The sequence below is a fragment of the Rhizobium grahamii genome (assembly GCF_009498215.1).
Classification (GTDB): Bacteria; Pseudomonadota; Alphaproteobacteria; order Rhizobiales; family Rhizobiaceae; genus Rhizobium; species Rhizobium grahamii_A.
On record NZ_CP043498.1, the window covers coordinates 1,077,568 to 1,102,463 of the forward strand.

Consider the following 24,896-nt stretch of genomic DNA (forward strand, 5'->3'; position numbering starts at 1 on the left):
GATATTGTTGGGGGAGTAGGTCTATGGCGTATCGCGTCCTGTTTGTTTCCGGCGTTTTCGCACTCGGTTTGGCTGGTTGTACGACTGTAGCCAAAGAATCTCCCCCGCAAATGGCGACCACCACCTTGACCTGCGATCCCGCCACCAAACGGTGCCAGACGCCGGACTTCGGCATCAAGGAAACGGACGGCGGCCCAACAGCCGTATCATGGACAGTGAAACCGCCGACCGGATGGCAGCTGACGGGCAATCCCGGAGCCTATTACGCCGGTAAGGGAATCAACGACGTCAAGGTTATCGCGTGGGATGCCAATTCTCTGACCTGCAGATGGCATGCTGAAGGGCAGGGCTTCCTCTTCCGGACGAAAGGCTCGGTCGCCGGCTATTGCTACGCGGAAGGCGCTTTGACGCCGCCGCCACCGCCGCCGAAGAAGCCGGCACGCAAGAAATAGCACTGCTGACGGCACCGGATGCGTTTGATATCGTGAAATAAATAAAGGCCTGCATTTTTCAATGCAGGCCTTTGAAACTGGCTCCCCGGGCCAAAAAGTAGTCCTAAAATTTAGGCTGTGGCTCCCATCAACTTTCGCACTCGCTCAAGCTGGCTGCCGCCCCTGTTTTCCTGTTTGAGCTTCGCCGCAAGATACTCCCTTTCACAGCGATCGAGAATCGGTTGCGCTTTTGGGCCTTTGCGATCGACCAATTTTGGCGGCGAAGATCAGCATCTCGCCCCAGCGGGGGGCGGCGTGATGAGAACCAGATCAAAGCTCTTCTTGCGAGTGCTTCCGGCGGCTTTTTGCGTTGAGGAAAACACTCCAGTCTACGATTCCTTCCTTCACTGGTGGATCGTCATCGAAGAAGTAGTTCCCTCGATCTTTCAGATCGGTTGCCTGCGTGATGTCCCCGAAAGCGCCGGACGTGATGATGCAGCCCGAGAAATCGCAGGTATCAAACTTGTTGAGTGCAAAGTGGTCTTCATCAAACGTCGCGAAGCTGCAACTCACAAAGTTGCAGCTGGTGAACGTGTGGTCCCCGATCTTTCTGCAATACTCAAAACGAACATTATCAAACCGAAGGTGGGGTTCGTTGCGGATAGTTTCATAGAATTTTCCTCGAAAACGTCCGCCTTCGATGCGCTGGGACGCAAATCCCGGCGCAGCAAGCCAATCCTTAGCGTCGGTTTCATTTTTCTTGAACCCCGGGTTGAGCGTAGATCTTACGCCTGCCTTAACACCTATGCCCATAGCCCTAATACCAGCCATGATTATCCGATCTCCGGCCTTGGCATGGTTCGTTGCGATATAGTCGCCAATGACGTCCATAGCCTGTTGCGAGAACCTCCTTTGCGGATCAGAAAGGACCGGTTCGAGAGTCGCAATGCCTGCAAGAAGGTGCGCACGGTCGCCCTTTTCAGTGAGCATCTTGGCGCCTTCCTGCAGCAGTTTGGCATAGTTTGCATCGTCGTTTGAATTGTTCTGCCGTATCTGTTGCTTGATCTGTTCCGAGTTAAGCTTGCCGCGCCATACTGCACCGCAAAAGGTGACGAAGCCTGCAGCACCGAGAAAGAATGGCGCGAAGGCCTGCGCTGCTTGCTGCTTCTCGAGGGCGTTCACCTGCGCAAGGACAGCGAGGCCCCACAAATAAAGAAGATAAAGGTCAGGCTGACAAACAACAGCGTGATCCTAAACCAAAGACGGGCGGACTGGTTGAAATCTTCCTGCTCGTCGCTGCTGCCTAAAAATCGTTGATAAACTTGCGCCACATGCCGCTGCTGCCCTGATAGTCGATGGTGCAAAATACCACCCACCCGGGATTGTGGCATCGGCGTCAACCTACCTATCCACAACTCTGCATGGAGCCGCCTGATGTATTGCGGCGACTTCCTGCAGTCGAAGATGCAGATGGCGCCCGAAGGCGCGAGCCTCTTTGGCGTTTTGGAGGCTGCCGAGTGAGTGACGCGGTCCACCTCTTTGTAGTTACCGATGATGCTGCTCGCGCCAGCCTCGATGTGGTCGGCGTACAGCCACGCGATCTTCCGCCGTTTGTTCGGATCGTCACCACAGCTGCGGAGATCCGCAAGTTGCCGGTCGGCGTTCGCTGCCTGGGTTGCTGGTTTGTATGGGGGGTGCCCACGAGCACGACGGCGGGCAACCCGCCTGGCAGGATCGGCGCATGGAAGGTGGCCTGGAGGGTGTCCCAGTCGGGTTCCTCGCGAAGCTCTACGACTGGAAAGCCAAGCGAGCCGAAGAGGAGCGCCGCATCATCGCCGAGGCTTTGGCGGATGCGCAGGATGCTCCAGTCATCAACTATTCCGAATTCACGAATGCCCAGGCTGCCGCACGTGCGGATCGCAGCTCTTCCCCAAAAAAAAGAGGTGGTTATGACGCTCAGCCCGGATCGGTTTGGCTTTGCGCCCGTGGTGACCAAGCAGCAGCTGGTGGCAATGGCGCCGGACGTGCTCAGTCAGTGCATTGCCCCCATGCGTGAGGCGGGCCTGGCTGTCGAGCAGATCGCGCGTAGCGATATTTTCCGTTGGCGGGGTTTTCACCACGTACTTTGCGATGTCGTCGGAAGGCATGGGAACCTGACCTCGCAGTTTGTAGTCCGAAATGTATCCCAAAATGTAACCGATATCGCAAGGGGAGGGTGAGAGGGCGTATTGGGACCCAGTAAGGGTGCCTGCCAAATCATTGATAGACCTAAATTAAAAGAGGGTCGCGCTATCAGCGCAACCCTCCAGAATTTGGCTCCCCGGGCCGGATTCGAACCGGCGACCTGTCGATTAACAGTCGAATGCTCTACCGCTGAGCTACCAGGGATCACCGCTCGCCGCGGTGTGAGTGGGCTAATACAAATGCTTGCTCGATTTGCCAAGCGGTTTTTTCAAAAAAATGACATCTCCTTGCATTCATTGTGGTTATCCCCATCTCCTGTGGATGACTGAGAGCAACGACAACACGCAAAAACAGACATCCAGGCGCTTTGGCATCGATCATTCGACGCGGCAGATCGTCATGGGCTCTGTCCGGATACCCCTGCCGCAGTCGCGCGCGGCGCGATTGTCGGTCGGCGGCCTGCTTGTCGCAGGCGGCTGTCTGGGTTTTTTACCGGTTCTCGGATTCTGGATGGTGCCGCTCGGCGTCCTCGTCCTGTCCCACGACCTGCATGTGGCGCGCAGGATGCGGCGGCGATTCTCCGTCTGGTGGCAAAAGAGGCGGAAGCCCGCCCCTCATCAGTTGAAAAGGGCAGCAGCCCAGTAGAACGCCGCTGAGATCAACGCAGCGGCCGGCAGGGTGATGACCCAGGCGATGACGATATTGCCGGCGAGGCCCCAGCGTACGGCCGAGACACGACGTGCGGCACCCACGCCAACGATCGCACCGGTGATGGTGTGCGTGGTCGAAACGGGAATGCCGAGCCATGTGGCCCCGAAGAGCGTCAGCGCTCCGCCCGTTTCCGCGCAGAAGCCCTGCATGGGATTGAGGCGGGTGATCTTGGAGCCCATCGTGTGAACGATGCGCCAGCCCCCGAACAGCGTGCCGAGCGCCATGGCCGACTGACACGACAGGACGACCCAGAGAGGGACGTGAAAGCTGCCGCCGAGATAGCCCTGCGAGTAGAGCAGGATCGCGATGATTCCCATCGTCTTCTGCGCGTCGTTGCCGCCGTGCCCCAGGGAATACAGCGACGCTGACGCGAACTGCAGGACGCGGAACGTGCGGTCGACCGCAAAGGGCGTCTGCCGCACGAACAGCCACGAGACGACGAGCACCAGAAAAAGCGCCAGCAGAAATCCGATCATCGGCGACATCACGATCGCCCCGGCCGTCTTCAGAAGCCCGCTCCAGACGATGGAGCTCCAACCGACCTTTGCGAGACCGGCACCGACCAGGCCGCCCACCAGCGCGTGGGAGGAGCTTGACGGGATGCCGAGGATCCAGGTGACAATGTTCCAAATGATGGCGCCCATCAGCGCCGCAAAGATCACCAGCGGCGAAACGATGGCCGGATCGATGATGCCGGTGCCGAGCGTCTCGGCGACATGCAGGCCAAAGAACAGGAAGGCGATGAAGTTGAAGAACGCGGCCCAGGCGACGGCATATTGCGGTCGCAGCACGCGCGTCGACACGATCGTTGCGATCGAATTGGCAGCATCATGCAGGCCGTTGAGGAAATCGAAGAACAGCGCGATCGCGATCAGGGCCGCGAGCAGCGGAAAGGCGAGGGTGGCGTCCATCAGACGTTCTCGATCACGATGCCGCTGATTTCGTTTGCAACGTCCTCGAAGCGATCGACGACCTTCTCGAGCTCGCCATAGATTTCGCTGCCGATGATATAGGCCATTGCATTCGATGCTCCGTGACGGAGAAACAGTTCCTTCAGCCCGCGATCGTGCAACTCATCGGACCGTCCCTCGACCCGCGTCACTTCCTCGGCGATTGCCATCAGGCGCGGCGCATTGGCGTTGATCCTGTTGAGAAGCGGGATGGCTTCGGCCACGAGATGCGCCGCCTGGACGATCACGGTTCCCATCTCCTGCATGCGCGGATCGAATTCCCTCTGCTCGAACAGGCGGATGGTCTTCACCGTCTTGTGCATCATGTCGATCGCGTCATCCATCGACTGGATCAGATCCTTGATATCGACCCGGTCGAATGGCGTGATGAAGCTGCGGCGTACCGCGAGCAGCACTTCGCGCGTGATGTCGTCCGCTTCGTTCTCCAGGGCGACGATGCGGTCGCAATGGCGGTCGGTGTCTTTGCCCGCAAGCAGTTCGTTCAAAGCCTCCGCTGCACCGACAATGGTGCGCGAATGCTGGGCGAAGAGGTCGAAGAATCGGTCTTCCCGAGGCAGAAGTTTGCGAAACCAGCTGAGCATTCAATCCATCCGTTGAGAACTTTTTCGAAGCTCGTCATAAAATAGCAGGCGCTGCAATAAAAGTGTCACAAAGGGAGTTGTCCGATTCTTTCTTGCCTTGTCCAAAGGCGCGAAACGCTTTTTGCGGCAGGAACCTGCGGCAGATCAGCGCGTTATTCCTGCAAGCATGATGGGTCGATTGCGGTTTGAGAGGTACGAAATGAAACGTCTGGCGACGATTTTTCTGGCGATCGCGACAGGTCTTGCGAGCTTCACGCCCACTTTGGCCGAGAATTCTCGCGATCCTTCTTCTGCTCAGAGCAGAGGCAGCTTTGGCGATTCCGGTGCCAACAGCCATCGTTCGCGTTGCGAAATCTACCGCTGCGGCGGCTATAGGTATGGCAACCGCTATAATCGCGATCGATACTACGGAAATCGGTACTATGGCGACCGTTACTACGGTCGACGCTATTACCACGATCATGACAATGGCGCTGGCGCCCTGATCGGCGGGCTCGCTGCCGGTGCGCTCATTGGCGGTATCATCGCGTCGCAACAGCCTCGGGTACGGGCAACCGGATCCCATGCCGACTGGTGCTACAGCCGTTATCGCTCATACCGCGCTTACGACAACACATACCAACCATATTACGGCCCGCGCCGGCAGTGCATCGGCCCGTAAATGGAGGGGATCAAGTACAGCGGTCGCGAGATTCACGCGACCGCTTTTGCTTTCCACTTGCTGGATTAGTGCGGCTACGCAGGTCACAAGGTGACAAATGTTGCCCTGTAGACCGCGACAAAGCCGCCAACCGCAGTCACCACAGCCAGCACCATGGCGATAAGAATGATTATCCGCGTTCCCCGTCCTGGTTCGGGTACATCGTCAGTTTTCACGACATTTCTCTTTTCTTGCTGCAGCTGAACTGCGTGCCGGTCTCGCACGTTAGCGCATTCGGGTGCAACCCAGTGGTTGGCCTGAATGGTCTCCAAGGGGCGATTGCACGGGAAGACACATCCTAGACATAGGGATAGCCGATTGAAAACCCAAGTGTAATTGAGGTTCGTCGGCACAGCAGCCAGTTTTCTCCTCGAGCAGAACAGCCGTCCTGTTCTTACGATCGAAGGAAGAAGCCAATGAAAATTCTCAATGAGAAGATGCTTTCGCAATCCGCCTACACCGCCGATATCGACATTCCCTTTGAAAAGGTCGACATTGCTGATTGGCTCTTCAATTTGCCGGAAGCGGAATATCTTCGCTGCTGCCCACCTGATCACATAGCCGCAGGCAACACCACGACCGATGACGGTCGTCGGATGTCGATCAATGTCGAGATGATCGGCACCGGCCTTGTCGTCCAGCACTATGTCGCTGAAGAAGCCACACCATCCTATTGCAGGATGAACTCGATTTCCGACGTGTTCACGCCAGTCGGCCGGACGCAGGTAAACGTCATCTGGGAACTGATTGCAGAACCGCTCGACGGCGGACGCACGCGCTACACGAACCGCGTCACGTCACATCCGACTGACGTATTCATGGATTTTATCAAGCAGCACGGTCAAAGCTTCGAGCAAGCGGCTGAAGCACGCCAGGCTGCGGGCGGTGACCATAACCGCCGAGAAACGCCACTTTTCGCGGCAAGCATTGCGCGCCGGGCCCTGGCGCGATGAAATCATGAAAGGCGAGGCGGGTTTGTCCGCCTCATTCAATTTGGACGCGGAGAAAGGCAAGGGCTGTACGGCAGGGTGAATGCGATATGCGCACCGAAACCACCGTCGGATCTGGTCAGCACATCTCTCTGTCGGTGAGAAAATTTGGAGGCCTCGCCCGGAATTGAACCGGGGTACAAGGATTTGCAGTCCTCTGCGTCACCACTCCGCCACGAGGCCTCACAACTTCGGAGCAACCGAAGCGTTGGGCGGCATTTAGAATGAATAGAAATTCAGCGCAAGAGGCTTAGTGGAAAAACCTCGCTCATTTTGAACGCGTTCTGTGGAGAGCGATCTCGGCAGAGAGCTATGCCACGCCAGGTCAGGGTGGGCAGCTGAAAATCGCTTCTATTCAGTCGATACGCTGCAACGACGGCATAGGCGAAATGCCGTTTGTGGTGACATGCGGCGCGGTCGCGGCGACAAGGGGAATCAGGAGAATGATGACGAGGAATGTGCAGACGAAAAGTCCGCCGATCGCAGTAGATTTATTCACCATTCCAGCCCGTTTGGTGCGTTTTAGGAATGGCTATAATTCACCCCGAAGCTGACAGTTACCTGAACGTTCCCGTTTCAGTTGTCCCGTGTGTCCGCTTATCGTGTCTCTCTGTCGAGCAGCCCGCAGCAAAAGATGCCGACGAGCGCCGTTACTATGAGAAAATCGAAGAGCGAAAACAGTTCTGTGATCGCAGCCATGATATTTTCCTCCTTTTCCTCCGGTTGCAATAATATCACAGCGCGTTGCTATATGCCACGAAGGATTGGCTCGATACCGCCTCGCTTGCCATGCATCCCCTAATTCTTGCCGTGGATGGTCGCCAAGCCTTGAAAGGCGGGTTTTCCGAGATTAAGAGACGAGCAGACAGAACCGCTTTCGACTGGCGAGAGGACAATATGAATTTCGATACAGCGCGCGCCAACATGGTGGACAATCAGGTTCGCACGACGGACGTCACCTCGCATTCCGTGCTGACGGCATTTCTGACCGTTCCGCGCGAAGCGTTTGTCCCGGAAAAATCCAAGACGCTGGCCTACGTCGATAACGACGTGGAAATCTGTCCTGCTGCGAACGGCCAGCCGGCCCGTTACCTGATGCAGCCGTCGCCGCTTGCGAAGCTTCTTCAGCTCGCCGAGATCAGGAAAGATGACGTCGTTCTGGAGGTGGGCTGTGGCACCGGTTACGTGTCGGCGATTCTTTCCATGCTCGCTGGCTCGGTTGTCGCCCTGGAGCAGAACGAAGAGCTTGCCGCCACGGCGAAGACAAACCTCTCCAGCTACCCGAACGTCTCGGTCGCTACCGGCGCACTGAACGCGGGCAACACGACCGGCGCGCCGTACGATCTGATTTTCGTCAACGGTGCTGTCGAGGAACTTCCGCAGGCGCTGCTGTCGCAGCTGCGGGACGGTGGGCGCCTGGTGACGGTCCATGGCCAGGGCGGTTCCGCACGCGCCACGGTATTGTCCAGCGAGCGCGGAGCGATCTCGGAGAACGTCTATTTCAACGCCTCCGTGAAGCCACTGCCGGGCTTCGCCAAGGCGCGCGAGTTCGTATTCTGACAGCGGCTGTCTTTTCTTGCCGTTTTACGGGCGCCACTGGCGCCCGTTTTTGTTTCGGGACCGTCCTCGGCAGCCTTCGAGAAAGCTGTGCATGGCGCCAGTCATTTGATTCGCGCTGATTTTTTTCCTCGTTTCGCTATCCTAAAGTCTGGGTGATTCGGATGCCCATCCACGCAATCCGGTCGTTTGCTTGATAACGGGGATAAATATGGCTCAGCCAAGCGTAGCGCGTGAACCGTCGATGGAAGAGATTCTCGCGTCGATCCGACAGATCATCGAGAGCAATGAGCCAGGTGCGGGCAGGGCGCTGTCGAATGCCTTGCCGCCGGTCTATGCTGCCGAGGAAGACGAGCGCGCCTCCGACATTCATCTGACGGTCGATCAGGCCTACGCCGCTGTCGAGTTTCCCGAGCCGGTCTCACAGCCGGACCCTCGCTTCGTTGCCGCGAATTCCGCAGGCTCTGCTCCACTGGTGGAAGCGCCTGAGCGCGCCATGTCGCTCGCCGATGTAGCCGCACGGGTTCGCGCCGCGTCCGAACGAAATACCGCCCAGCTGCGGGAAGCGCCCCCTGCATTCCGCCAGACGGAAGTCCCGACCCATATGTTCGAAGCTCCGCAGCCGCCGGTCGAATTGCAGCGCCCGGTCGTCGAGCCGACGCCGTTCGTAGCGCCCGCTCCGATCGCCGCGCCTGCTCCACAGGCCGTTTTGGAACAGCCCGTTCCAACCTACGAGGACATCGCGCCCGTCGTCGCATCCTTGCCGCCTGTCGAGGTTGCTCCTGCAGCACCCGTCGCGGAGCCGGTCGTCGATGCCATCGCTTCCGCCCTGTCGAACGAGATCCTGCCGCAGGTCGCTTCTTCCGCGCAACAATCGTTGATGTCGGCTGACACTGGGCTCCAGATCGCCCGCTCGTTCGAGGAGCTTGTTGCCGCCATCGATGGTGTCGAGCGTCGCTCGCTCGACGAGATCGCGGAAGACATGCTGCGCCCGATGTTGCGCGAGTGGCTGGATGACAACTTGCCGACCCTGGTCGAGCGACTCGTGCGCGAAGAGATCGAACGTGTGGCACGCGGCCCCCGCCGCTGATCGGAAACGCCTTTTCTCAAAAAGCCGCTCCGGTCCCCGGGGCGGCTTTTTTATTGACTTGCCCGTAGCCATCCTATTTACAACCCGCATCTAAGAACCTCCAGATTTTGGTCCCCAAATGCTCGACAAGACCTACGATTCCGCTGCCGTTGAACCGAAAATCGCTGCAAAATGGGATGAGGCGGACGCCTTCCGTGCGGGCGCCAATGCAAAGCCGGGCGCCGAGACCTTCACCATCGTGATCCCGCCGCCGAACGTCACCGGCTCGCTGCACATGGGCCACGCGCTGAACAATACGCTGCAGGACGTGATGGTCCGCTTCGAGCGCATGCGCGGCAAGGACGTGCTCTGGCAGCCGGGCATGGACCACGCCGGCATCGCCACCCAGATGGTTGTCGAGCGCAAGCTGATGGAGAAGCAGCTTCCGGGCCGTCGCGACATGGGTCGTGAAGCGTTCATCGAGAAGGTCTGGGAATGGAAGGCTGAATCGGGCGGCCTCATCTTCAACCAGTTGAAGCGTCTCGGCGCGTCCTGCGACTGGTCGCGCGAACGCTTCACAATGGACGAGGGTCTTTCCGCTGCCGTTCTTGAAGTCTTTGTAACGCTTTACAAGGAAGGGCTAATCTATCGCGATAAGCGCCTGGTCAATTGGGATCCGAAGCTCCTGACCGCGATCTCGGATATCGAGGTCGAGCAGCACGAGGTCAACGGTAACCTGTGGTACCTGCGCTATCCGCTGGAACCCGGCGTTACCTACCAGCACCCGATCGCCTTCGACGAAGAAGGCAAGGCGACTGAATGGGAAACGCGCGACTACATCGTGGTTGCGACGACCCGCCCGGAAACCATGCTGGGTGATACCGGCGTTGCCGTCAATCCGAAGGACGAACGCTACGCGCCGCTGGTCGGCAAGCACGTCATCCTGCCGATTGTTGGTCGCCGTATTCCGATCGTTGCCGACGAATATCCGGATCCGACCGCCGGCACGGGCGCCGTCAAGATGACGCCGGCGCACGATTTCAATGACTTCGACGTCGGCAAGCGCACAGGTCTGCGCGTCGTCAATATTCTGACCGTCGATGGCCGCATCACGATCAAGGACAACGAGGACTTCCTCGAAGGTATTCCTGACGCTGCGGCCCTGCATGGCGCCTGGGACGAACTCGAAGGCAAGGACCGCTTCGAGGCGCGCAAGATCATTGTCCGCATCTTCGAGGAGGCAAGCCTGCTCGACAAGATCGAGCCGCACAAGCACATGGTTCCGCATGGCGACCGCGGCGGCGTTCCGATCGAGCCGCGTCTGACCGAGCAGTGGTACGTCGACGCCAAGACGCTGGCCGAGCCGGCGATCGCTTCCGTTCGCGAGGGCCGCACCAAGCTCGTTCCGCGCAGCTGGGACAAGACCTATTACGAGTGGATGGAAAACATTCAGCCGTGGTGCGTTTCCCGCCAGCTCTGGTGGGGCCATCAGATCCCGGCCTGGTACGGCCCGGACGGTCAGGTCTTCGTCGAAAAGACCGAAGAGGAAGCTCTGCAGGCGGCGATCCAGCATTATCTCTCGCACGAAGGCCCGATGAAGGCCTACGTCGAGGATCTGCTGGAGAACTTCAGGCCCGGCGAAATCCTGACACGTGACGAGGATGTTCTCGACACCTGGTTCTCATCGGCGCTCTGGCCGTTCTCCACGCTCGGCTGGCCGGACAAGACGCCTGAACTGGCCCGCTACTATCCGACCAACGTGCTGGTCACCGGCTTCGATATCATCTTCTTCTGGGTCGCCCGCATGATGATGATGGGCCTGCACTTCATGAAGGACGAAGACGGCGTTCCGGTCGAGCCCTTCAACACGGTCTACGTTCACGCGCTGGTTCGCGACAAGAACGGCCAGAAGATGTCGAAGTCCAAGGGCAACGTCATCGACCCGCTGGAACTGATCGACGAGTATGGCGCCGACGCGCTGCGCTTCACGCTGGCGATCATGGCCGCCCAGGGACGCGACGTGAAGCTGGACCCGGCTCGTATCGCCGGCTACCGGAACTTTGGCACAAAGCTCTGGAACGCGACGCGTTTCGCCGAGATGAATGGCGCCAAGAGCGATCCGCATTTCGTGCCCGAAGCCGCCGAATTGACGATCAACCGTTGGATCCTGACGGAACTTGCCCGTACGGAACGTGACGTTACGGAAGCCCTCGAATCCTACCGTTTCAACGACGCGGCCGGTGCGCTGTACCGCTTCGTCTGGAACCAGGTTTGCGACTGGTACCTCGAGCTTCTGAAGCCCGTCTTCAGCGGCACCGACGAGGGCGCCAAGAAGGAGGCGCAGGCATGCGCCGCCTATATTCTCGAGGAAATCTACAAGCTCCTGCATCCGTTCATGCCATTCATGACGGAAGAGCTCTGGGCGCACACGGCAGGCGAGGGTATCGAGCGCGATACGATGGTTTGCCACGCGGAATGGCCGGCGCCCTCCTATGCCGACGACGCCGCAGCGGACGAGATCAACTGGCTGGTCGACCTCGTTTCCGGCATCCGTTCTGTCCGCGCCGAGATGAACGTGCCGCCATCAGCGGTTGCGCCGCTGGTGGTCGTCAGCGCAAACAGCCTGACGCGCGAACGCCTCGTTCGGCACGACGCTGCGATCAAGCGATTGGCGCGCGTCGACGGTATCTCGCTCTCTGACGAGGCCCCTAAGGGAGCCGCACAGATCGTTGTCGCGGAAGCGACGATTTGCCTGCCGCTCGGCACGTTGATCGATCTGGCCGCGGAGAAGGCGCGCCTCGAGAAAGCAATCGCCAAGGCCGATAGCGAGATCGCGCGCATCAACGGAAAGCTGTCGAACGAGAAGTTTGTCGCCAACGCCAACCCCGAGGTCGTCGCTGCCGAACGTGAGCGTCTGGAAGAGCTGCAGAGCCAGATCGCGAGCCTTCGGACTGCACTCTCGCGTGTAGCCGAAGCGGCATAAAATCAACGCTTGGTAGTATAAAATTCTTTGGGCGCCTGGTGAGAATCAGGCGCCCTTTTTGTTGCGATGGAACCAAACGGGCACCAAAACGCCCCTCGACGAACCCATTCGCCATCGTTTTGCTTGGTTTTCTTCGGTTTTCCACCTTCCTTTTTCGAAAAGAAAAAGTGTTGTCTAAGGGTTACAGAAGCCTTTGCGGGGGGAACGATTGTGCTCAGGAATGAGATAATCCCCAGAGTTGGGAAACATTATTCTAAAACCCGAAAATTTTGACGTGCCCGTCAATTGCTTACGTAAATCATCCATTAGCTCACTTTTCAATCACATGGTCTCACCAAGTTGCCATTTGCAGGGTTCGTCTGCACAGTCGCACCATTGTAAATTGCCTGAGTGGGGGAGACACCTTGGCATCTCGTGTAGTCTCAGTAGGCGCGGTGTCGCTTGCATTGCTTCCATCACTGGCTCAGCCATCCCTAGCGGGTGGTCTCGATCGCGGTGGCTATAATATCGACCAGCTGTTCGATGCGTCGCAGTTCTCTGTGCAGTCGGGCGTTATCTACGTCATGCCGCAGCGCAAGCTGAAGAACGTGCAAGACATCGACACCAGCTTTGGCACTGGGGGCGGCAACCTTAATGGTCGTTCCCACTCGGCGGATGAGACCGAAGATTACGCGGTGCCGTATTTCGGATTAAAGGCTGGGTACGGCGACGTTGATTGCTTGGTTGACTACTCGGAGCCATTCGGAGCGCATATAAACCCTGGCATAAACTGGGCAGGCGCAAACAATAACATTGAAACAAAGATCACGACCCGCAACTACGGGGCAACGTGTTCCTACAAGTTCGATGTCGGCCCCGGCCAGCTAAGGCTGATCGGCGGCACCTTCTATCAAGAAGTGGAGGGCTTTAAGACACGTCTGGCATCTACTCTTCCGATTGCTTTTGGCACAGGTACTGGCGTCGGTAGGCTGGACCTGAGTGATGAAGCCTGGGGTTGGCGCGCGGGCGTAGCATATGAAATTCCCGAGTACGCGTTGCGTGCGAGTCTCGTGTACAACAGTCGTGTCAAATACGATAATTTGACGGGTACCGTCGATTTGACGCAGATAACCGCGCCTGTCGCCCCGTTGAACGGTCTGCCATACGGCACAGTTGTACCGGTCTCTGGTTCAGCAGAAGCTCCGGATTCTTTGGAGTTGAAGGTCCAAAGCGGCATTGCACCAGATTGGCTCGCGTTCGGTTCTGTTAAGTGGACAAACTGGAGCGTTCTCCAGACTGTGCCATTCTGCCCGACGACCGGTGCTTGCCCAGTGGGCGGTCTGGCATCGCTTGATCTCGCTTATCGTGACGGCTGGACAGTCACCGGCGGCGTTGGTCACAAGTTCAACGATCAGTGGAGCGGTGCCGTCAGCCTGACCTGGGACCGCGGTACCAGCGATGGCTACGGCTCGCAGACCGACACTTGGATGGTCGGCGTCGGCGCGTCCTACAGCCCCGTCGAAAACGTCGAGTGGCGGCTTGCCGGTGCTCTGGGCGTGATGACGAGCGGTGAGTCCGGAACGATCGTGAAGGATGGTATTACCTACGGCGATGACGTTACCTACTCCTTTGGCAACGATCTAATCGCAGCCATCTCGACCAGCATCAAGATTAAGTTCTGACCATCAGAAGATCAGCGTTAGAAAGCCCGGCCTACAGCCGGGCTTTTCTTTATGTACAGACCGTTAAGTATGCTGGCCCGGCGTGTCGTTTTGTGACGATTCAGCAACAGTTTTTTACCGCCATTCGCGTAAGATACGGTTCAGGGCAAATTGTCCATTTCCCGCCACAAACGAAGCGCAGCGGTAATGTCGGGCGAGGGAATGACAGGCGTAGGGTGCGCGTAAAGAGTAATATGGGTCGTTTTTCATTGAGTGCAGGCAGGCTTGGCGGAAAGGGTGGCAGCGGCGACGCTGCGAGCACCTCTTTGCCGTTGCTGCATGCCGATTCAGCCGGAAGACTTCGCCCAGGTTCAGCACTCCACAACGGTTCTTTTCCCTCTCTGCTTTGCGCGTCGCGGGCGCCGGAAACGGTATCTGGTCACGCCGACTCAGGTTTGGTCACAATTAGTGACTACCTATGCTTGGATAGCGAAAGGCCTCACGCAGGCGTCGCAAAAATGAGGTTTGTGCCATCGATGGCAAGCGGCGCCGGCAACCGGGTAGCTGAAATCGATGTGCAAGGCATGATCGCCCTGAAATGTGGGCGGATGGCTGGATGCGACGCGGGCAAGGGAGCTTTAGAGCTCACCGCGGGATCGCTCGCCGAAGCATTTGCGCCCGTTGGGCGGCGGCATCGAATGTCAGCCGCCCAGCGCAAGGGAAACGAAAGAAACCGAGTGAAATGCTGACGTCCGAGTTCAGACCTTTCAGAGCGATGCTCGTAGGACTTTCCCTCGCCTGTTGTGCGGCGATGGCATGTCCGGCCAACGCATTCGACATAAAGTCGGGTGTTTCGAAGGAGTCCGGTCCTTTCGATCTCTTCAAGTTCGGCTTCAAGGCCTACAAGAACGGCCAGAAGGAAGAGGCTGTCGAAGCCTACAAGTACGCCGCCGAAAAGGGCCACACTGGCTCGCGTTGGGCACTTGCCAACATGTATGCCGACGGTGATGGCGTCACCCAGAACGATTTCGAAGCCTTCAAGATCTACAGCGAAATTGCACAGCAGGGCGTGGAGCCGGGCTCCGAGGACACCGGCTTCTTCGTCAACGCGCTCCTGTCGCTCGCCAATTACTACAAGAACGGCATTCCGGGCAGCCCGATCAAGACGGACCTTTCGCAGGCACGCCAACTCTACTTCCAGGTCGCATCCACCTTCGGTGTGCCGGAGGCGCAGTTCCAGCTCGCGCAGATGATGCTTTCGGGCGAGGGCGGCAGCACCAGTTCGCAGCAGGCAAAGAAATGGCTGAACCAGGCCCGCAAGAGCGGCCACCCGGGCGCTATGGCCGTCTTCGGCAATATCCTGTTCCAGGAAGGCCAGACCGCCAATGGCTTGGCCCTGATGACGGCAGCGCTCGATCGCTGCAAGCCGAAGGATTGCAACTGGATGGAATCCCTGCAGGAGCAGGCATTCTCGGTGGCAAGCGAAAACGATCGCCGAACGGCGATCTCGCTGTCGCACAAGATCGCGACGACCAATACGGATTAATCTAGCCTACCTCGGCAAGCCGAGCTTGCCGATGCTGCACAATCAGGCAGCAAAGTCGAAATAGGCGACGACGGGCACGTGGTCCGACGGCTTTTCCCAAGCGCGCACATGCTTTTCGATACCGGCTGACGTCATGCGGTCCGCTGCCTCAGGCGACAGCATGAGATGATCGATGCGAATGCCGTTGTTCTTTTGCCAGGCGCCTGCCTGATAGTCCCAGAAGGAATAGAGCGGCGCGGCATCGGTCGTCGCCCGGATCGCATCCGTCAAACCAAGCCCTTCAAATCGACGGAACGCTTCGCGCGTCTGCGGCAGGAACAGCGCGTCGTTTTCCCATACTCTCGGGTCGAAGCAGTCATGCGGCTCCGGGATGACATTATAGTCGCCGGCCAGAATGAAGACCTCTTCGTAGCTGAGCCGCTGTGCGGCAAACTTCTGTAGCCGTTCCATCCATGCCAGCTTGTAGCTGTACTTTTCCGTGCCGATCGGGTTGCCGTTCGGTAGATAGAGGCAGCAGATCCGTGCAACGCGGTTGCCGGGCAACGAAAACACGGCCTCGATGAAGCGTGATTGCTCGTCAAGCGGATCGCCCGGCAGTCCGCGCGTAACGTCATCGGGTTTCGATTTGGAAAGGATAGCGACGCCGTTGAAGCCCTTCTGGCCGTGCGTCTCGACGTGGTAGCCCAAGGCTTCGATCTCGAGCCGCGGAAATCCCTCGTCGACCGACTTGATTTCCTGCAGGCAGACGATGTCCGGATCGGAATCCTTCAACCATTGCGTTAGATTGTCGATGCGCGCCTTGACGCCATTGATGTTCCAGGTCGCAATTTTCATGGGCAATTCGCTCCGCTGCAATGCTGCTCTTCTAGCGCGCGAGGCACGTCAGCGACAAGCCTCTCTAGGGCGGACAAAGACGATCCTGCCCGCTCGATACACGTCGGAGAGGGGAAAATCAGATGGAGAAGCTGGTGCCGCAGCCGCAGCTCGCGACCGCGTTCGGATTCTTGATCTGGAAGGACTGCCCAAGCAGATTGTCGACGAAGTCGATCTCCGAGCCGGCCATATAGACCAACGACATGCTGTCTATCAGGACCTTGGCATCGTTCTTTTCGACGACGACGTCATCGTCGGTGGCGTCGCCGGTGAGATCGAACTTGTAGGAAAAACCCGAACAGCCGCCACCTTCGACCGAAACACGCAGGGCGTTCTTGCCCGGTTCCGTACCGACGATTGCCGCGATTCGCTTTGCTGCGGCGTCCGAAAGGGTTACACTTGCATCTGTCATGTCAGCTCCTGCCGGGGTCAAGATCCGGAGAGAATGCCTTGATAGCCGTCTGCGTAACGCGCTGATTTCAAAAGAATTTATGTCCAGCGTCGCTGAACGGCCATCCGTTGATACGCAGCTTGGAAAGGGCTGCTTTGCCGTTTACGCTCACTATAGGTATGAAGAGCGGAAAGCGGCGTCAATGGGCAGACGTCGCATGACGGCAAATCATGGTGCAGAATGACGATTGACAGAGGTGCCTTAGGTTTCGGCAATAGCGAGAGAGCGATCTTTGCGGCGGATCCCTGGAAAAGCCGCGGACGGCTCTATCCTGAGAACTCCAGCCCGACACGGTCTGATTTTCAGCGCGACCGCGACCGCATCGTCCACACGACAGCCTTCCGCCGCTTGAAGCACAAGACGCAGGTCTTCATCGCGCAGGACGGCGACCACTACCGGACGCGCCTGACACACACGATCGAGGTCGCGCAGATCGCCCGCGCCCTGGCAAGAGCCCTGAAGCTCGATGAGGATCTCGCCGAAGGGGTGGCGCTGGTCCACGATTTCGGTCACACCCCGTTCGGCCACACGGGCGAGGATGCCCTTCACGAAGCACTGCTGCCCTATGGCGGTTTCGATCACAATGCCCAGTCGTTGCGCATCGTGACCAAGCTGGAGCGCCGCTACGCCGACTTTGACGGCATCAACCTCACATGGGAGAGCCTCGAAGGTCTCGTGAAGCACAATGGTCCGCTGCTGACCAAGGAGGGGGCGGGGACGCGCGGTCCGGTTCCGCAGCCGATCCTCGATTACTGCGAGATACACGACCTGGAGCTTGCCACCTTTGCGAGCCTGGAGGCTCAGGCGGCAGCAATCGCTGACGATATTGCCTACAACACCCACGATATCGACGACGGGCTGCGCTCGGGTTATCTCACATTCGATATGCTGGAAGACATCCCGTTTCTCGCCGGACTTATGGCTGAGGTGAGGGCGCGCTATCCCAATCTGGAGCCGAACCGCTTCACCCACGAGATCATGCGCCGGCAGATAACCCGCATGGTCGAGGACGTCATATCGGTGGCTCAGGAGCGTCTTGCTCTCTTGCGGCCGGGCAGCGCCGACGACATCCGCCAGGCAGATCGGGTCATCGCAACATTTTCCGAGGCAATGGCCGAAACCGACAGGCAGATCAAGGCGATGCTGTTCAAGCGGATCTATCGCCACCCCGAGATCATGCGCATTCGCGCCGGCGCGGCACAGATCGTAACGGATCTCTTCGGGGCCTATATGGCGAACCCGAAGGAGATGCAGAGCCACTATTGGGTCGACCATATCTCCGGCCTTGCGGAAGCCGCCAAGGCGAGGCACGTTGGCGACTATCTTGCCGGGATGACGGACACCTACGCCATCAGTGCCCACAGGCGATTGTTTGACCATACTCCGGATTTGCGATAGGCAGCGGTCGCCCGGAAAGACCGAGCGAATGCCTGTTGGCACAGCCTATGCATGGAAGAGTGCAATGAACCTTTTTACCGATTTCGAAGCCAGGATTAAAACCGCCCTTGAACAGATTGATCTGGTCAAGGAAAAGCGATCCGAGCTGGACTTCGGGCGCATTGCGATCGAGCCTCCGCGCGACGCGAGCCACGGTGACGTTGCGACGAACGCCGCCATGGTGCTTGCCAAGCCGCTCGGCACGAACCCACGTGCATTGGCCGAGATCATCACGGCCAAGCTGAAGGAAGATGCTGATATCGCCGAAGTCTCGGTCGCGGGACCAGGCTTCATCAATCTCAGGCTCTCCGTCGGATATTGGCAGCGCCTGCTTGCCTCGATGATCGAGGCTGGCACGGACTACGGCCGGTCGTCCCTCGGGCGGGTAGCCGCGTCAATGTGGAGTATGTATCCGCAAACCCGACGGGTCCGATGCACGTCGGCCATTGCCGCGGCGCCGTCGTCGGCGACGCGCTGGCAAACCTTCTGACCTTTGCCGGCTTCGACGTCGTCAAGGAATACTACATCAACGATGCCGGCTCGCAGATCGACGTTCTGGCGCGGTCGGTATTCCTGCGTTACCGCGAAGCGCTTGGCGAAAAGATCGGCGAGATCCCATCTGGCCTTTATCCCGGCGACTATCTCGTCCCCGTTGGCGAGTCACTGGCCCGTGACTATGGCGTCCGGCTGCACAACATGCCGGAAGAAGAGTGGATGCCGATCGTCAAGGATCGCACCATCGACGCCATGATGGTCATGATCCGCGAGGATCTGGCCGCTCTCAACGTTCATCACGACGTGTTCTTCTCCGAGCGCACGCTGCATGCCAATGGCGCTGCGGCGATCCGGACTGCCATCAACGACCTGACCTTCAAGGGACATGTCTACAAGGGCACCTTGCCGCCGCCGAAGGGGCAGTTGCCGGAGGATTGGGAAGATCGCGAGCAGACCCTGTTCCGTTCGACCGAGGTCGGTGACGACATGGACCGCCCGCTGATCAAATCCGACGGTTCCTACACCTATTTCGCGGCTGATGTTGCCTACTTCAAGAACAAGTTCGACCGCGGCTTCAACGAGATGATCTATGTGCTCGGTGCGGACCACGGCGGCTATGTGAAGCGCCTCGAGGCTGTCGCGCGCGGCGTCTCAGAAGGTAAGGCCAAACTTACGGTTCTGCTTTGCCAGCTGGTGAAGCTGTTCCGCGACGGCGAACCGGTGAAGATGTCGAAGCGTTCCGGCGACTTCGTCACGTTGCGTGACGTCGTCGAGGAAGTGGGACGCGATTCGGTACGGTTCATGATGCTTTACCGCAAGAGTTCGGAGCCGTTGGACTTCGATTTTTCCAAAGTAACGGAGCAGTCGAAGGATAATCCGGTCTTCTACGTGCAGTATGCGCATGCTCGTTGCATGTCGGTCTTCCGGCAGGCCAAGGAGGCGTTTCCCGACCTCGACGTGTCGCCGTCGGTGCTGGCCAAGGCCGTCGCGGGAATCAAGGATTCCGCGGAGTTACAGCTGGTTGCGAAGGTCGCGGAGTTCCCGAGATTGGTCGAAGCTGCAGCCCAGTCGCAGGAGCCGCATCGCGTCGTATTTTATCTCTATGATCTCGCCAGCGCGTTCCATGCGCATTGGAATAAGGGCAAGGATCAAGTAGACTTACGATTTATTAACGATAAAAGCCGAGAATCGAGTATAGCCAGACTAGGGCTGGTGTACGCCGTTGCGTCGGTTTTGAAGTCGGGACTTGCGATTGCAGGGACTGCTGCGCCGGAAGAGATGCGGTAGCGTCACCATTTACCCACATTGCGCTGGCACTAAACCTTTGCACTTGCGAGTGGGATGAGTATGGCAGACAAACAGCGGGCGTATGATGCGCGTAAGAATACGGACCTCTTTGCTGACGACGATCCATTGGCGGAACTCGCTCGTATCGTCGGCTTTGAACCTCGCGTAGCCGCAAACACGGTTCCTGACGTTCCTCGCCAGGAGCCGGCTTTCAATCTCGAAGATGAGTTGCTTCGCGAGTTCGAGCGCTATGATGCGCCGCACGCTCCTGAAGTCGTAGAACAGCCGATCGCCGCTTTCGAAGAGTCGGTCGCTGTTATCGATGAGCCGGCTTACGAAGAGCCGTCTGTCCTGCAATGGGATGCTCAGCAGGATGTCGAGTTCCCTGTCGAGGCGCAACCTGTCCATCCGCTTCTTTCCTCAACGGACTGGGCTGTTCCTCGTGCGGCCGAGCCTGTTTCGAGCGGTGCTCGCGATCTGATCGAAGAGCTCGAGATGTCGATCGGTGCGGCTCCGGCATCTGCCTCCGCTCAGCCCCAGAAGGCACCCCAGTGGTCGGCGGCCAGCATCCGCCTGCCGCTTGCGAATTTTCATACGACACGCCGCGACCAACCGGTGGCACCAGTTGTCGCGCCTACGCCGGAGCCCGTCGCTGCCGAGCCGGTTGCGGAATTCCCGATTTCCGCATTCCCGGTTGCCGCAGCAGGCTTCCCGGCCGAGATCGACCGCCACGAGCAGGTCGAGTTTCAGCCGGAAGAACAGGTTGTAGCTGCTATCGAGCCGATCGACGTCGATCACTCGGCTTTCGATCTCGCCGCTGCAGCCAAGGAAGGTGAGGTTCACGCCGACGCTGCCTTGACCGAGGCCGCGCCCGCTGAGTTCGATGATATCACCTTCGACATCGATGATCTCCTTGCCGACGTTTCGAGCTATCCCGTGCCGGAACGCCAGGCTGCCGCACCTGCGGCCGAGCCTTCGCCTGTTCACATTCCGCAGCCAGCCGCCGTGGCCGCAATGCCTGTGCGCGCACCGGAATTGAAGCCCGCTGCACGAACCGCAGCGGAAGTGGAAGATCCGTTTGCGGGGCATGATTTCGAGCTTGATCTCGAAGGCATCGAGCTCGAGCTTGCCGATCTGGATTTCGTTGAGCCGACGGTTGCTCGCGAGGTCGAAGCACCACGGCCGGCAGCGCCTGCTGCCGTTGCTCAGCGTCCGGCTCCCGCACCGATTGCTTTTGCGCCCGTGCAGCAGGCGCCAGCACCGGTTTACCGCGAACCGGTTGTTGCTAGGGCTCCCGTGGAACCGGCTGTCGCGCCCGTGGCGGCGCCGATCGTTGCCTATGGTGCTGATGCCGCTGATGAACTGCCCTTCGATCTTTCCATGATTTCGGATGCCGATTACCACCCCGAGACTGTGGAGGAGATGCACGTGCCGGCGTTGCCGCCGGTTGAGCAGCACCAGCCAGTTGTTACGACATCGGACTTCGATTTCGACGTCGATTCCGAAATCGCAAATCTGCTGACGCCCGCCAAAGCGGTGGAAACCGTTGCGAAGCCCGTGGCCGAAGACTGGCGGACGCGTGCGCCTATCGCTGCTCCGGCCGCCGCCGTGGCCGCTCCGAAGCAGCCGCTCCAGCAGCAGACGTTCGACGAGTTTGAACGTGCGCTTGAGGAAGACTTCCGCCGGAGCGTGAACGAGCCTGTTCAGCAGCGCCGCGAGAACATTTCCGAGGTTCAGATTCAGTCCGCTAGCGATGCGGAAGATATGAGCCGTGCGCGGTCGATGAAGCGCATGTTGGCTGCCGCTGCCGTTATCGTGGTCTTCGGCGGTGCCGCTTACGCCGGCTACTCGTTCCTGGCTCGCGATGGCGGCCTTGGGATCGTCTCCGGCGAGCCGCGGGTCATCACGGCTGACAAGGATCCGGTCAAGGTGGTTCCCGAGAACCCGGGTGGCAAGACCGTGCCGAACCAGGACAAGGCGGTTTACGACAGCGTTGGTGGCGCAGCCGCCGAGGCGCCGAAGCAGAAGGCGCTGGTCTCGAGCGATGAACAGCCTGTAGACGTCGTACAGCGGACGCTGACGCCGGAAACGATGCCTGAAGACAACGATAGCGATACGCCGCTGCCGTCTATGGCGACGCCTGTCGGTGACACCCAGGATCCCCGCCTGCTGCCAAATCACGATGCTACGGAAACGGCAGCTGACGATGATGCGGGCCAGTCCGGTCAGAACCCTGCAGTGTCAGCTCGCAAGGTTCGCACCATGATCGTCAAGCCTGACGGCACGCTGGTGGCTCGCGAAGAGGCAGCCCCTGAGCAGGCCGCTCTGCCGAAGCCGACATCGGTGCAGACGCAGAAGATCACGCCCGGTACAGCTCCGGCAGCCCTGGCACCGGCATCTGGTCAGGTTGCTACCGCCGATATTCGCTCCACGCCTGTCGAGAATGCAAAGCCGTCTCAGGCGCAGGCCTCCGAGAATGTCCTTGCCAAGGCAGCAGCTGCGACGCCTGAAAGCGTCGAGCCTCCAGTCCGTGCGGTAACGAGCACGAAGTCGGATACGGCACCTGTTCCTGCCGGCCGCCCGGCAACGCAGGCCCCGGCAAAGCCGGAAGCACCGGTTGCTGAAGCTCCGACCGCGCCAAAGGAAGTTGCTGCGGTTCCGCCAGCAGCACCGCAGCCGACAGCGGCTGTGGCCGGTGGCTATGGCGTCCAGATTGCGTCGCTTCCATCCGAGGCCGAGGCGAAGAAGACCTTTGCCAGCCTGTCGAAGAAGTTCCCGGGTGTTCTGAGCGGCCGGAACTATGAAGTTCGGAAGGCCGAGATTGCGGGGAAGGGTACGTTCTACCGCCTGCGCATCCCCGCTGGTTCCAAGGACGAAGCAGCTGCCATCTGCGAAAAGTATCGTGCAGCCGGCGGTTCGTGCCTGATCTCGAAATAACCAGGTCTAGCCATTGGATTGATGAAGCGGCGGGAGAAATCCCGCCGCTTTTTTGTGTGAATGTCGGTTGACGTCGCTCGCAATTCCGCCAGCCGCCATTATGATTCGGGTATGACCGAATCAAAAGCAATGATCCTGGGCTCCAGCGGCCTCTCCCTCACCGCCGAAGAAAAGGCCTTCTACCGGGCCGAGCGCCCCTGGGGCTTCATTCTTTTCGGGCGCAATATTTCCGAACCGCAACAGATCAGCGATCTCGTAGCAGAGATGCGCGAGAGCGTCGGCTGGCATGCGCCGGTGCTCATCGATCAGGAAGGCGGGCGCGTTCAGCGGATCAGGCCGCCGATCCTGCGGCATTATCCTTCCGGCCAGCAACTCGGCGACCTGTACCGTCAGGACAAGGCAACCGGTCTTCGCGCGGCCTGGCTGATGTCGCGGCTTCACGCTTTCGACCTGTCCAGGCTTGGCATCAACGTGGACTGCCTGCCGGTCCTCGACGTTCCCGTGGAGGGAAGCAGCAACGTGATCGGCAACCGTGCCTATGGCGGCGATCCTGTCACCGTTGCGGCGATGGGCCGAGCGGCTGCGGAGGGCCTGAAGGCCGGCGGCCTGCTGCCGGTCATGAAGCATATGCCGGGCCACGGCCGCGGCTTTGCCGACTCGCACCACGAGCTGCCGGTCGTTGACGTATCCCGCGATGAGCTGGAAGCGCATGACTTCCCACCGTTCATCCAGATGAAGGACGAACTCATGGCGATGACCTGCCATGTCGTCTTTTCGGCGATCGATCCGTATAATCCGGCAACGACGTCCCGAAAGGTCATCGATGGCGTTATCCGCGATGAGATCGGCTTTGGCGGTCTGCTGTTGTCCGACGATACGTCGATGAACGCTCTTGCCGGAACGATTGGCGAGCGTGCTGCGAATATCATTGCAGGCGGATGCGATATTGTGCTGCATTGCAACGGGCATATGGATGAGATGCAGCAGGTGGTTGCCAATGTGCCGCCGCTGCAGGGACGCCCGCTCGAACGCGCCAAACGCGTGGAGGCTGGCTTTCCGCAAGCTGATAGCTCGGACGAGGCAGCGATTCGGGCGGAGTTCGATGCGTTGTTCGCATCGGTCTGACCACGGAAGGAACGCGACGTGAGCACAGCAAGGGACACAGAGCGCGGGCAGAAGCCCTCCGCACCGATGGACAAGCTGTGGCAGGATAGCGAAGCTGATCGCGCCACCACGGATCCGGCGCTGTTGATCGATGTCGCCGGCTTCGAAGGCCCGCTCGACCTTCTGCTCTATCTTGCGCGCAATCAGAAGGTGGATCTGTCGCGGATTTCCGTGCTGGCGCTCGCGGAACAGTATCTGCAGTTCGTCGAGACGGCCCGTCGCATCCGGATAGAGCTTGCCGCCGACTACCTTGTCATGGCCGCATGGCTCGCATACCTCAAGTCGCGCCTCCTCATTCCTCAGCAGGCTAAAGACGAAGGCCCTTCCGGCGAAGAGATGGCGGCGACCCTGGCATTCCGGCTGAAGCGCCTCGAGGCCATGCGCGAGGCGGCCAGCGGGCTCGTCAATCGCAATCGTCTCGGACGAGACGTCTTTGCCCGCGGTGCCCCGGAGCATATCCCGGATCGCCAACGGTCCGCTTATGACGCAAGTCTCTACGAATTGCTGACGGCCTACGCGACCCTGCGACAGCGCCAATCCGTAACCCAGGTGACGATCGAGCGGCGGAACGTCTGGTCGCTGACCGACGCTCGCGAACTGTTGACACGCCTGATCGGCGAGATCGTCGATTGGACATCACTGGAGCAGCACTTGCTGCGTTACATGGCCTCGCCCGAGGACCGCGTGACGGCCATTGCCAGCGCCTTCGCCGCTTCGCTTGAGCTTGTTCGTGAAGGCAAGCTCGAGATCCGGCAGGAAGGCGCATTCCAGCCGATTTACATGCGTCGCGGGCCGAAGCATGCGACACTTCATGTCGTGGAACAGGAGCAGCAGGCTTGAGCCAAGTGCAGCATGACGACGATTACCTTGGCGAGGACGAGGACCGCCAG

The 24,896-nt window shown here is 59.3% G+C and carries 22 protein-coding genes, 2 tRNA genes and 1 pseudogene; 15 read left to right on the top strand and 10 right to left on the bottom strand.

The window, feature by feature from the left end; genetic code table 11:
* Positions 1-110 precede the first annotated feature (110 nt).
* Entirely contained in the window at positions 111-452 is a 342-nt protein-coding gene (locus FZ934_RS05405) for a hypothetical protein (RefSeq protein ID WP_153270226.1), read from the top strand.
* Positions 453-761: 309 nt separating this feature from the next.
* On the opposite strand, the gene FZ934_RS05410 is transcribed toward FZ934_RS05405, so the two are convergent.
* Both FZ934_RS05410 and FZ934_RS05415 read right to left on the bottom strand, forming a co-directional pair.
* The gene (locus tag FZ934_RS05410; RefSeq protein WP_153270227.1) at positions 762-1,613 is read right to left on the bottom strand and encodes a hypothetical protein; all 852 of its coding nucleotides are present in this window, start codon (positions 1,611-1,613) and stop codon (positions 762-764) included.
* Positions 1,610-1,831: a hypothetical protein gene (locus FZ934_RS05415; protein WP_153270228.1), complete on the bottom strand. Its 222-nt coding sequence runs from the start codon at positions 1,829-1,831 to the stop codon at positions 1,610-1,612. The genes FZ934_RS05410 and FZ934_RS05415 overlap by 4 nt, the downstream gene beginning before the upstream one ends.
* Before the next feature lie 341 nt (positions 1,832-2,172).
* On the opposite strand from FZ934_RS05415, the gene FZ934_RS05420 reads away from it, so the two are divergent.
* Positions 2,173-2,487, top strand: a complete 315-nt coding sequence (locus FZ934_RS05420; RefSeq protein WP_153270229.1) for a hypothetical protein — start codon at positions 2,173-2,175, stop codon at positions 2,485-2,487.
* Between the two features lie 257 nt (positions 2,488-2,744).
* On the opposite strand, the gene FZ934_RS05425 is transcribed toward FZ934_RS05420, so the two are convergent.
* Positions 2,745-2,819, bottom strand: a tRNA-Asn gene (locus tag FZ934_RS05425).
* A gap of 117 nt (positions 2,820-2,936) precedes the next feature.
* Between FZ934_RS05425 and FZ934_RS05430 the strand changes: the two genes are divergently transcribed.
* The gene (locus FZ934_RS05430) at positions 2,937-3,260 is read left to right on the top strand and encodes a hypothetical protein (protein ID WP_153272371.1); all 324 of its coding nucleotides are present in this window, start codon (positions 2,937-2,939) and stop codon (positions 3,258-3,260) included.
* Here FZ934_RS05430 and FZ934_RS05435 read toward each other — a convergent pair.
* Positions 3,233-4,237 (bottom strand): inorganic phosphate transporter, encoded by a 1,005-nt coding sequence (locus FZ934_RS05435; protein ID WP_153270230.1) that lies wholly within the window; start codon positions 4,235-4,237, stop codon positions 3,233-3,235. The genes FZ934_RS05430 and FZ934_RS05435 overlap by 28 nt on opposite strands.
* Positions 4,237-4,878: a DUF47 family protein gene (locus FZ934_RS05440; protein ID WP_113361629.1), complete on the bottom strand. Its 642-nt coding sequence runs from the start codon at positions 4,876-4,878 to the stop codon at positions 4,237-4,239. Before FZ934_RS05440 ends, FZ934_RS05435 begins: the two co-directional genes overlap by 1 nt.
* Before the next feature lie 199 nt (positions 4,879-5,077).
* Here FZ934_RS05440 and FZ934_RS05445 point away from each other — a divergent pair, with 199 nt between their 5' ends.
* Positions 5,078-5,539 (top strand): BA14K family protein, encoded by a 462-nt coding sequence (locus FZ934_RS05445; RefSeq protein ID WP_153270231.1) that lies wholly within the window; start codon positions 5,078-5,080, stop codon positions 5,537-5,539.
* Positions 5,540-5,622: 83 nt separating this feature from the next.
* Here the strand turns inward: FZ934_RS05445 and FZ934_RS28405 are convergent, their stop codons facing one another.
* Positions 5,623-5,754, bottom strand: coding sequence for a hypothetical protein (locus FZ934_RS28405; protein ID WP_281409923.1), 132 nt, complete (start codon positions 5,752-5,754; stop codon positions 5,623-5,625).
* Between the two features lie 240 nt (positions 5,755-5,994).
* Here FZ934_RS28405 and FZ934_RS05450 point away from each other — a divergent pair, with 240 nt between their 5' ends.
* On the top strand, positions 5,995-6,531 hold the full coding sequence (locus tag FZ934_RS05450; protein WP_153270232.1) for a hypothetical protein: 537 nt from the start codon (positions 5,995-5,997) through the stop codon (positions 6,529-6,531).
* A gap of 145 nt (positions 6,532-6,676) precedes the next feature.
* On the opposite strand, the gene FZ934_RS05455 is transcribed toward FZ934_RS05450, so the two are convergent.
* A tRNA-Cys gene (locus tag FZ934_RS05455) sits at positions 6,677-6,750 on the bottom strand.
* Between the two features lie 172 nt (positions 6,751-6,922).
* Positions 6,923-7,069 carry a hypothetical protein gene (locus FZ934_RS27755; protein ID WP_194273762.1) on the bottom strand — a complete coding sequence of 49 codons (147 nt, stop codon included), beginning with the start codon at positions 7,067-7,069 and terminating at the stop codon, positions 6,923-6,925.
* A gap of 395 nt (positions 7,070-7,464) precedes the next feature.
* Between FZ934_RS27755 and FZ934_RS05460 the strand changes: the two genes are divergently transcribed.
* From FZ934_RS05460 to exoR, 5 genes are all read left to right on the top strand, one after another.
* A complete protein-coding gene (locus FZ934_RS05460; RefSeq protein ID WP_153270233.1) occupies positions 7,465-8,127 on the top strand; it encodes a protein-L-isoaspartate O-methyltransferase family protein in 663 nt (220 codons plus the stop codon).
* Between the two features lie 208 nt (positions 8,128-8,335).
* On the top strand, positions 8,336-9,214 hold the full coding sequence (locus tag FZ934_RS05465; RefSeq protein WP_153270234.1) for a PopZ family protein: 879 nt from the start codon (positions 8,336-8,338) through the stop codon (positions 9,212-9,214).
* Positions 9,215-9,332: 118 nt separating this feature from the next.
* Positions 9,333-12,176: a valine--tRNA ligase gene (locus tag FZ934_RS05470; protein ID WP_153270235.1), complete on the top strand. Its 2,844-nt coding sequence runs from the start codon at positions 9,333-9,335 to the stop codon at positions 12,174-12,176.
* A gap of 404 nt (positions 12,177-12,580) precedes the next feature.
* The gene (locus tag FZ934_RS05475) at positions 12,581-13,837 is read left to right on the top strand and encodes an OmpP1/FadL family transporter (protein WP_153270236.1); all 1,257 of its coding nucleotides are present in this window, start codon (positions 12,581-12,583) and stop codon (positions 13,835-13,837) included.
* A 721-nt stretch (positions 13,838-14,558) separates the two neighbouring features.
* The gene (exoR, locus tag FZ934_RS05480; RefSeq protein ID WP_153270237.1) at positions 14,559-15,362 is read left to right on the top strand and encodes an exopolysaccharide production regulator ExoR; all 804 of its coding nucleotides are present in this window, start codon (positions 14,559-14,561) and stop codon (positions 15,360-15,362) included.
* A 42-nt stretch (positions 15,363-15,404) separates the two neighbouring features.
* Here the strand turns inward: exoR and xth are convergent, their stop codons facing one another.
* Together xth and erpA are read right to left on the bottom strand one after the other, a co-directional pair.
* Positions 15,405-16,196, bottom strand: a complete 792-nt coding sequence (gene xth, locus FZ934_RS05485; protein WP_153270238.1) for an exodeoxyribonuclease III — start codon at positions 16,194-16,196, stop codon at positions 15,405-15,407.
* Between the two features lie 118 nt (positions 16,197-16,314).
* Complete coding sequence (gene erpA, locus FZ934_RS05490; protein WP_153270239.1) at positions 16,315-16,647, bottom strand: iron-sulfur cluster insertion protein ErpA; 333 nt, start codon at positions 16,645-16,647, stop codon at positions 16,315-16,317.
* Between the two features lie 219 nt (positions 16,648-16,866).
* Between erpA and FZ934_RS05495 the strand changes: the two genes are divergently transcribed.
* From FZ934_RS05495 to FZ934_RS05515, 5 genes and pseudogenes are all read left to right on the top strand, one after another.
* Complete coding sequence (locus tag FZ934_RS05495) at positions 16,867-18,084, top strand: deoxyguanosinetriphosphate triphosphohydrolase (RefSeq protein ID WP_153270240.1); 1,218 nt, start codon at positions 16,867-16,869, stop codon at positions 18,082-18,084.
* 64 nt (positions 18,085-18,148) lie between these two features.
* Positions 18,149-19,905, top strand: a pseudogene (argS, locus tag FZ934_RS05500) (arginine--tRNA ligase).
* A 60-nt stretch (positions 19,906-19,965) separates the two neighbouring features.
* The gene (locus tag FZ934_RS05505; RefSeq protein WP_153270241.1) at positions 19,966-22,842 is read left to right on the top strand and encodes an SPOR domain-containing protein; all 2,877 of its coding nucleotides are present in this window, start codon (positions 19,966-19,968) and stop codon (positions 22,840-22,842) included.
* A 111-nt stretch (positions 22,843-22,953) separates the two neighbouring features.
* Positions 22,954-23,967: a beta-N-acetylhexosaminidase gene (gene nagZ, locus FZ934_RS05510; RefSeq protein ID WP_153270242.1), complete on the top strand. Its 1,014-nt coding sequence runs from the start codon at positions 22,954-22,956 to the stop codon at positions 23,965-23,967.
* Between the two features lie 18 nt (positions 23,968-23,985).
* Entirely contained in the window at positions 23,986-24,846 is an 861-nt protein-coding gene (locus FZ934_RS05515; protein WP_153270243.1) for a segregation and condensation protein A, read from the top strand.
* Positions 24,847-24,896 lie beyond the last annotated feature (50 nt).

What these genes read in the sequence shown, in the direction of transcription:
- FZ934_RS05405 (WP_153270226.1), top strand. Translation starts at nt 111, where the DNA reads ATGGCGACCACCACCTTGACCTGCGATCCCGCCACCAAACGGTGCCAG.
- FZ934_RS05420 (WP_153270229.1), top strand. Translation starts at nt 2,173, where the DNA reads ATGGAAGGTGGCCTGGAGGGTGTCCCAGTCGGGTTCCTCGCGAAGCTC.
- FZ934_RS05430 (WP_153272371.1), top strand. Translation starts at nt 2,937, where the DNA reads ATGACTGAGAGCAACGACAACACGCAAAAACAGACATCCAGGCGCTTT.
- FZ934_RS05435 (WP_153270230.1), bottom strand. Translation starts at nt 4,237, where the DNA reads ATGGACGCCACCCTCGCCTTTCCGCTGCTCGCGGCCCTGATCGCGATC.
- FZ934_RS05440 (WP_113361629.1), bottom strand. Translation starts at nt 4,878, where the DNA reads ATGCTCAGCTGGTTTCGCAAACTTCTGCCTCGGGAAGACCGATTCTTC.
- FZ934_RS05445 (WP_153270231.1), top strand. Translation starts at nt 5,078, where the DNA reads ATGAAACGTCTGGCGACGATTTTTCTGGCGATCGCGACAGGTCTTGCG.
- FZ934_RS05450 (WP_153270232.1), top strand. Translation starts at nt 5,995, where the DNA reads ATGAAAATTCTCAATGAGAAGATGCTTTCGCAATCCGCCTACACCGCC.
- FZ934_RS27755 (WP_194273762.1), bottom strand. Translation starts at nt 7,069, where the DNA reads ATGGTGAATAAATCTACTGCGATCGGCGGACTTTTCGTCTGCACATTC.
- FZ934_RS05460 (WP_153270233.1), top strand. Translation starts at nt 7,465, where the DNA reads ATGAATTTCGATACAGCGCGCGCCAACATGGTGGACAATCAGGTTCGC.
- FZ934_RS05465 (WP_153270234.1), top strand. Translation starts at nt 8,336, where the DNA reads ATGGCTCAGCCAAGCGTAGCGCGTGAACCGTCGATGGAAGAGATTCTC.
- FZ934_RS05470 (WP_153270235.1), top strand. Translation starts at nt 9,333, where the DNA reads ATGCTCGACAAGACCTACGATTCCGCTGCCGTTGAACCGAAAATCGCT.
- exoR (WP_153270237.1), top strand. Translation starts at nt 14,559, where the DNA reads ATGCTGACGTCCGAGTTCAGACCTTTCAGAGCGATGCTCGTAGGACTT.
- xth (WP_153270238.1), bottom strand. Translation starts at nt 16,196, where the DNA reads ATGAAAATTGCGACCTGGAACATCAATGGCGTCAAGGCGCGCATCGAC.
- erpA (WP_153270239.1), bottom strand. Translation starts at nt 16,647, where the DNA reads ATGACAGATGCAAGTGTAACCCTTTCGGACGCCGCAGCAAAGCGAATC.
- FZ934_RS05495 (WP_153270240.1), top strand. Translation starts at nt 16,867, where the DNA reads ATGACGATTGACAGAGGTGCCTTAGGTTTCGGCAATAGCGAGAGAGCG.
- FZ934_RS05505 (WP_153270241.1), top strand. Translation starts at nt 19,966, where the DNA reads ATGGCAGACAAACAGCGGGCGTATGATGCGCGTAAGAATACGGACCTC.
- nagZ (WP_153270242.1), top strand. Translation starts at nt 22,954, where the DNA reads ATGACCGAATCAAAAGCAATGATCCTGGGCTCCAGCGGCCTCTCCCTC.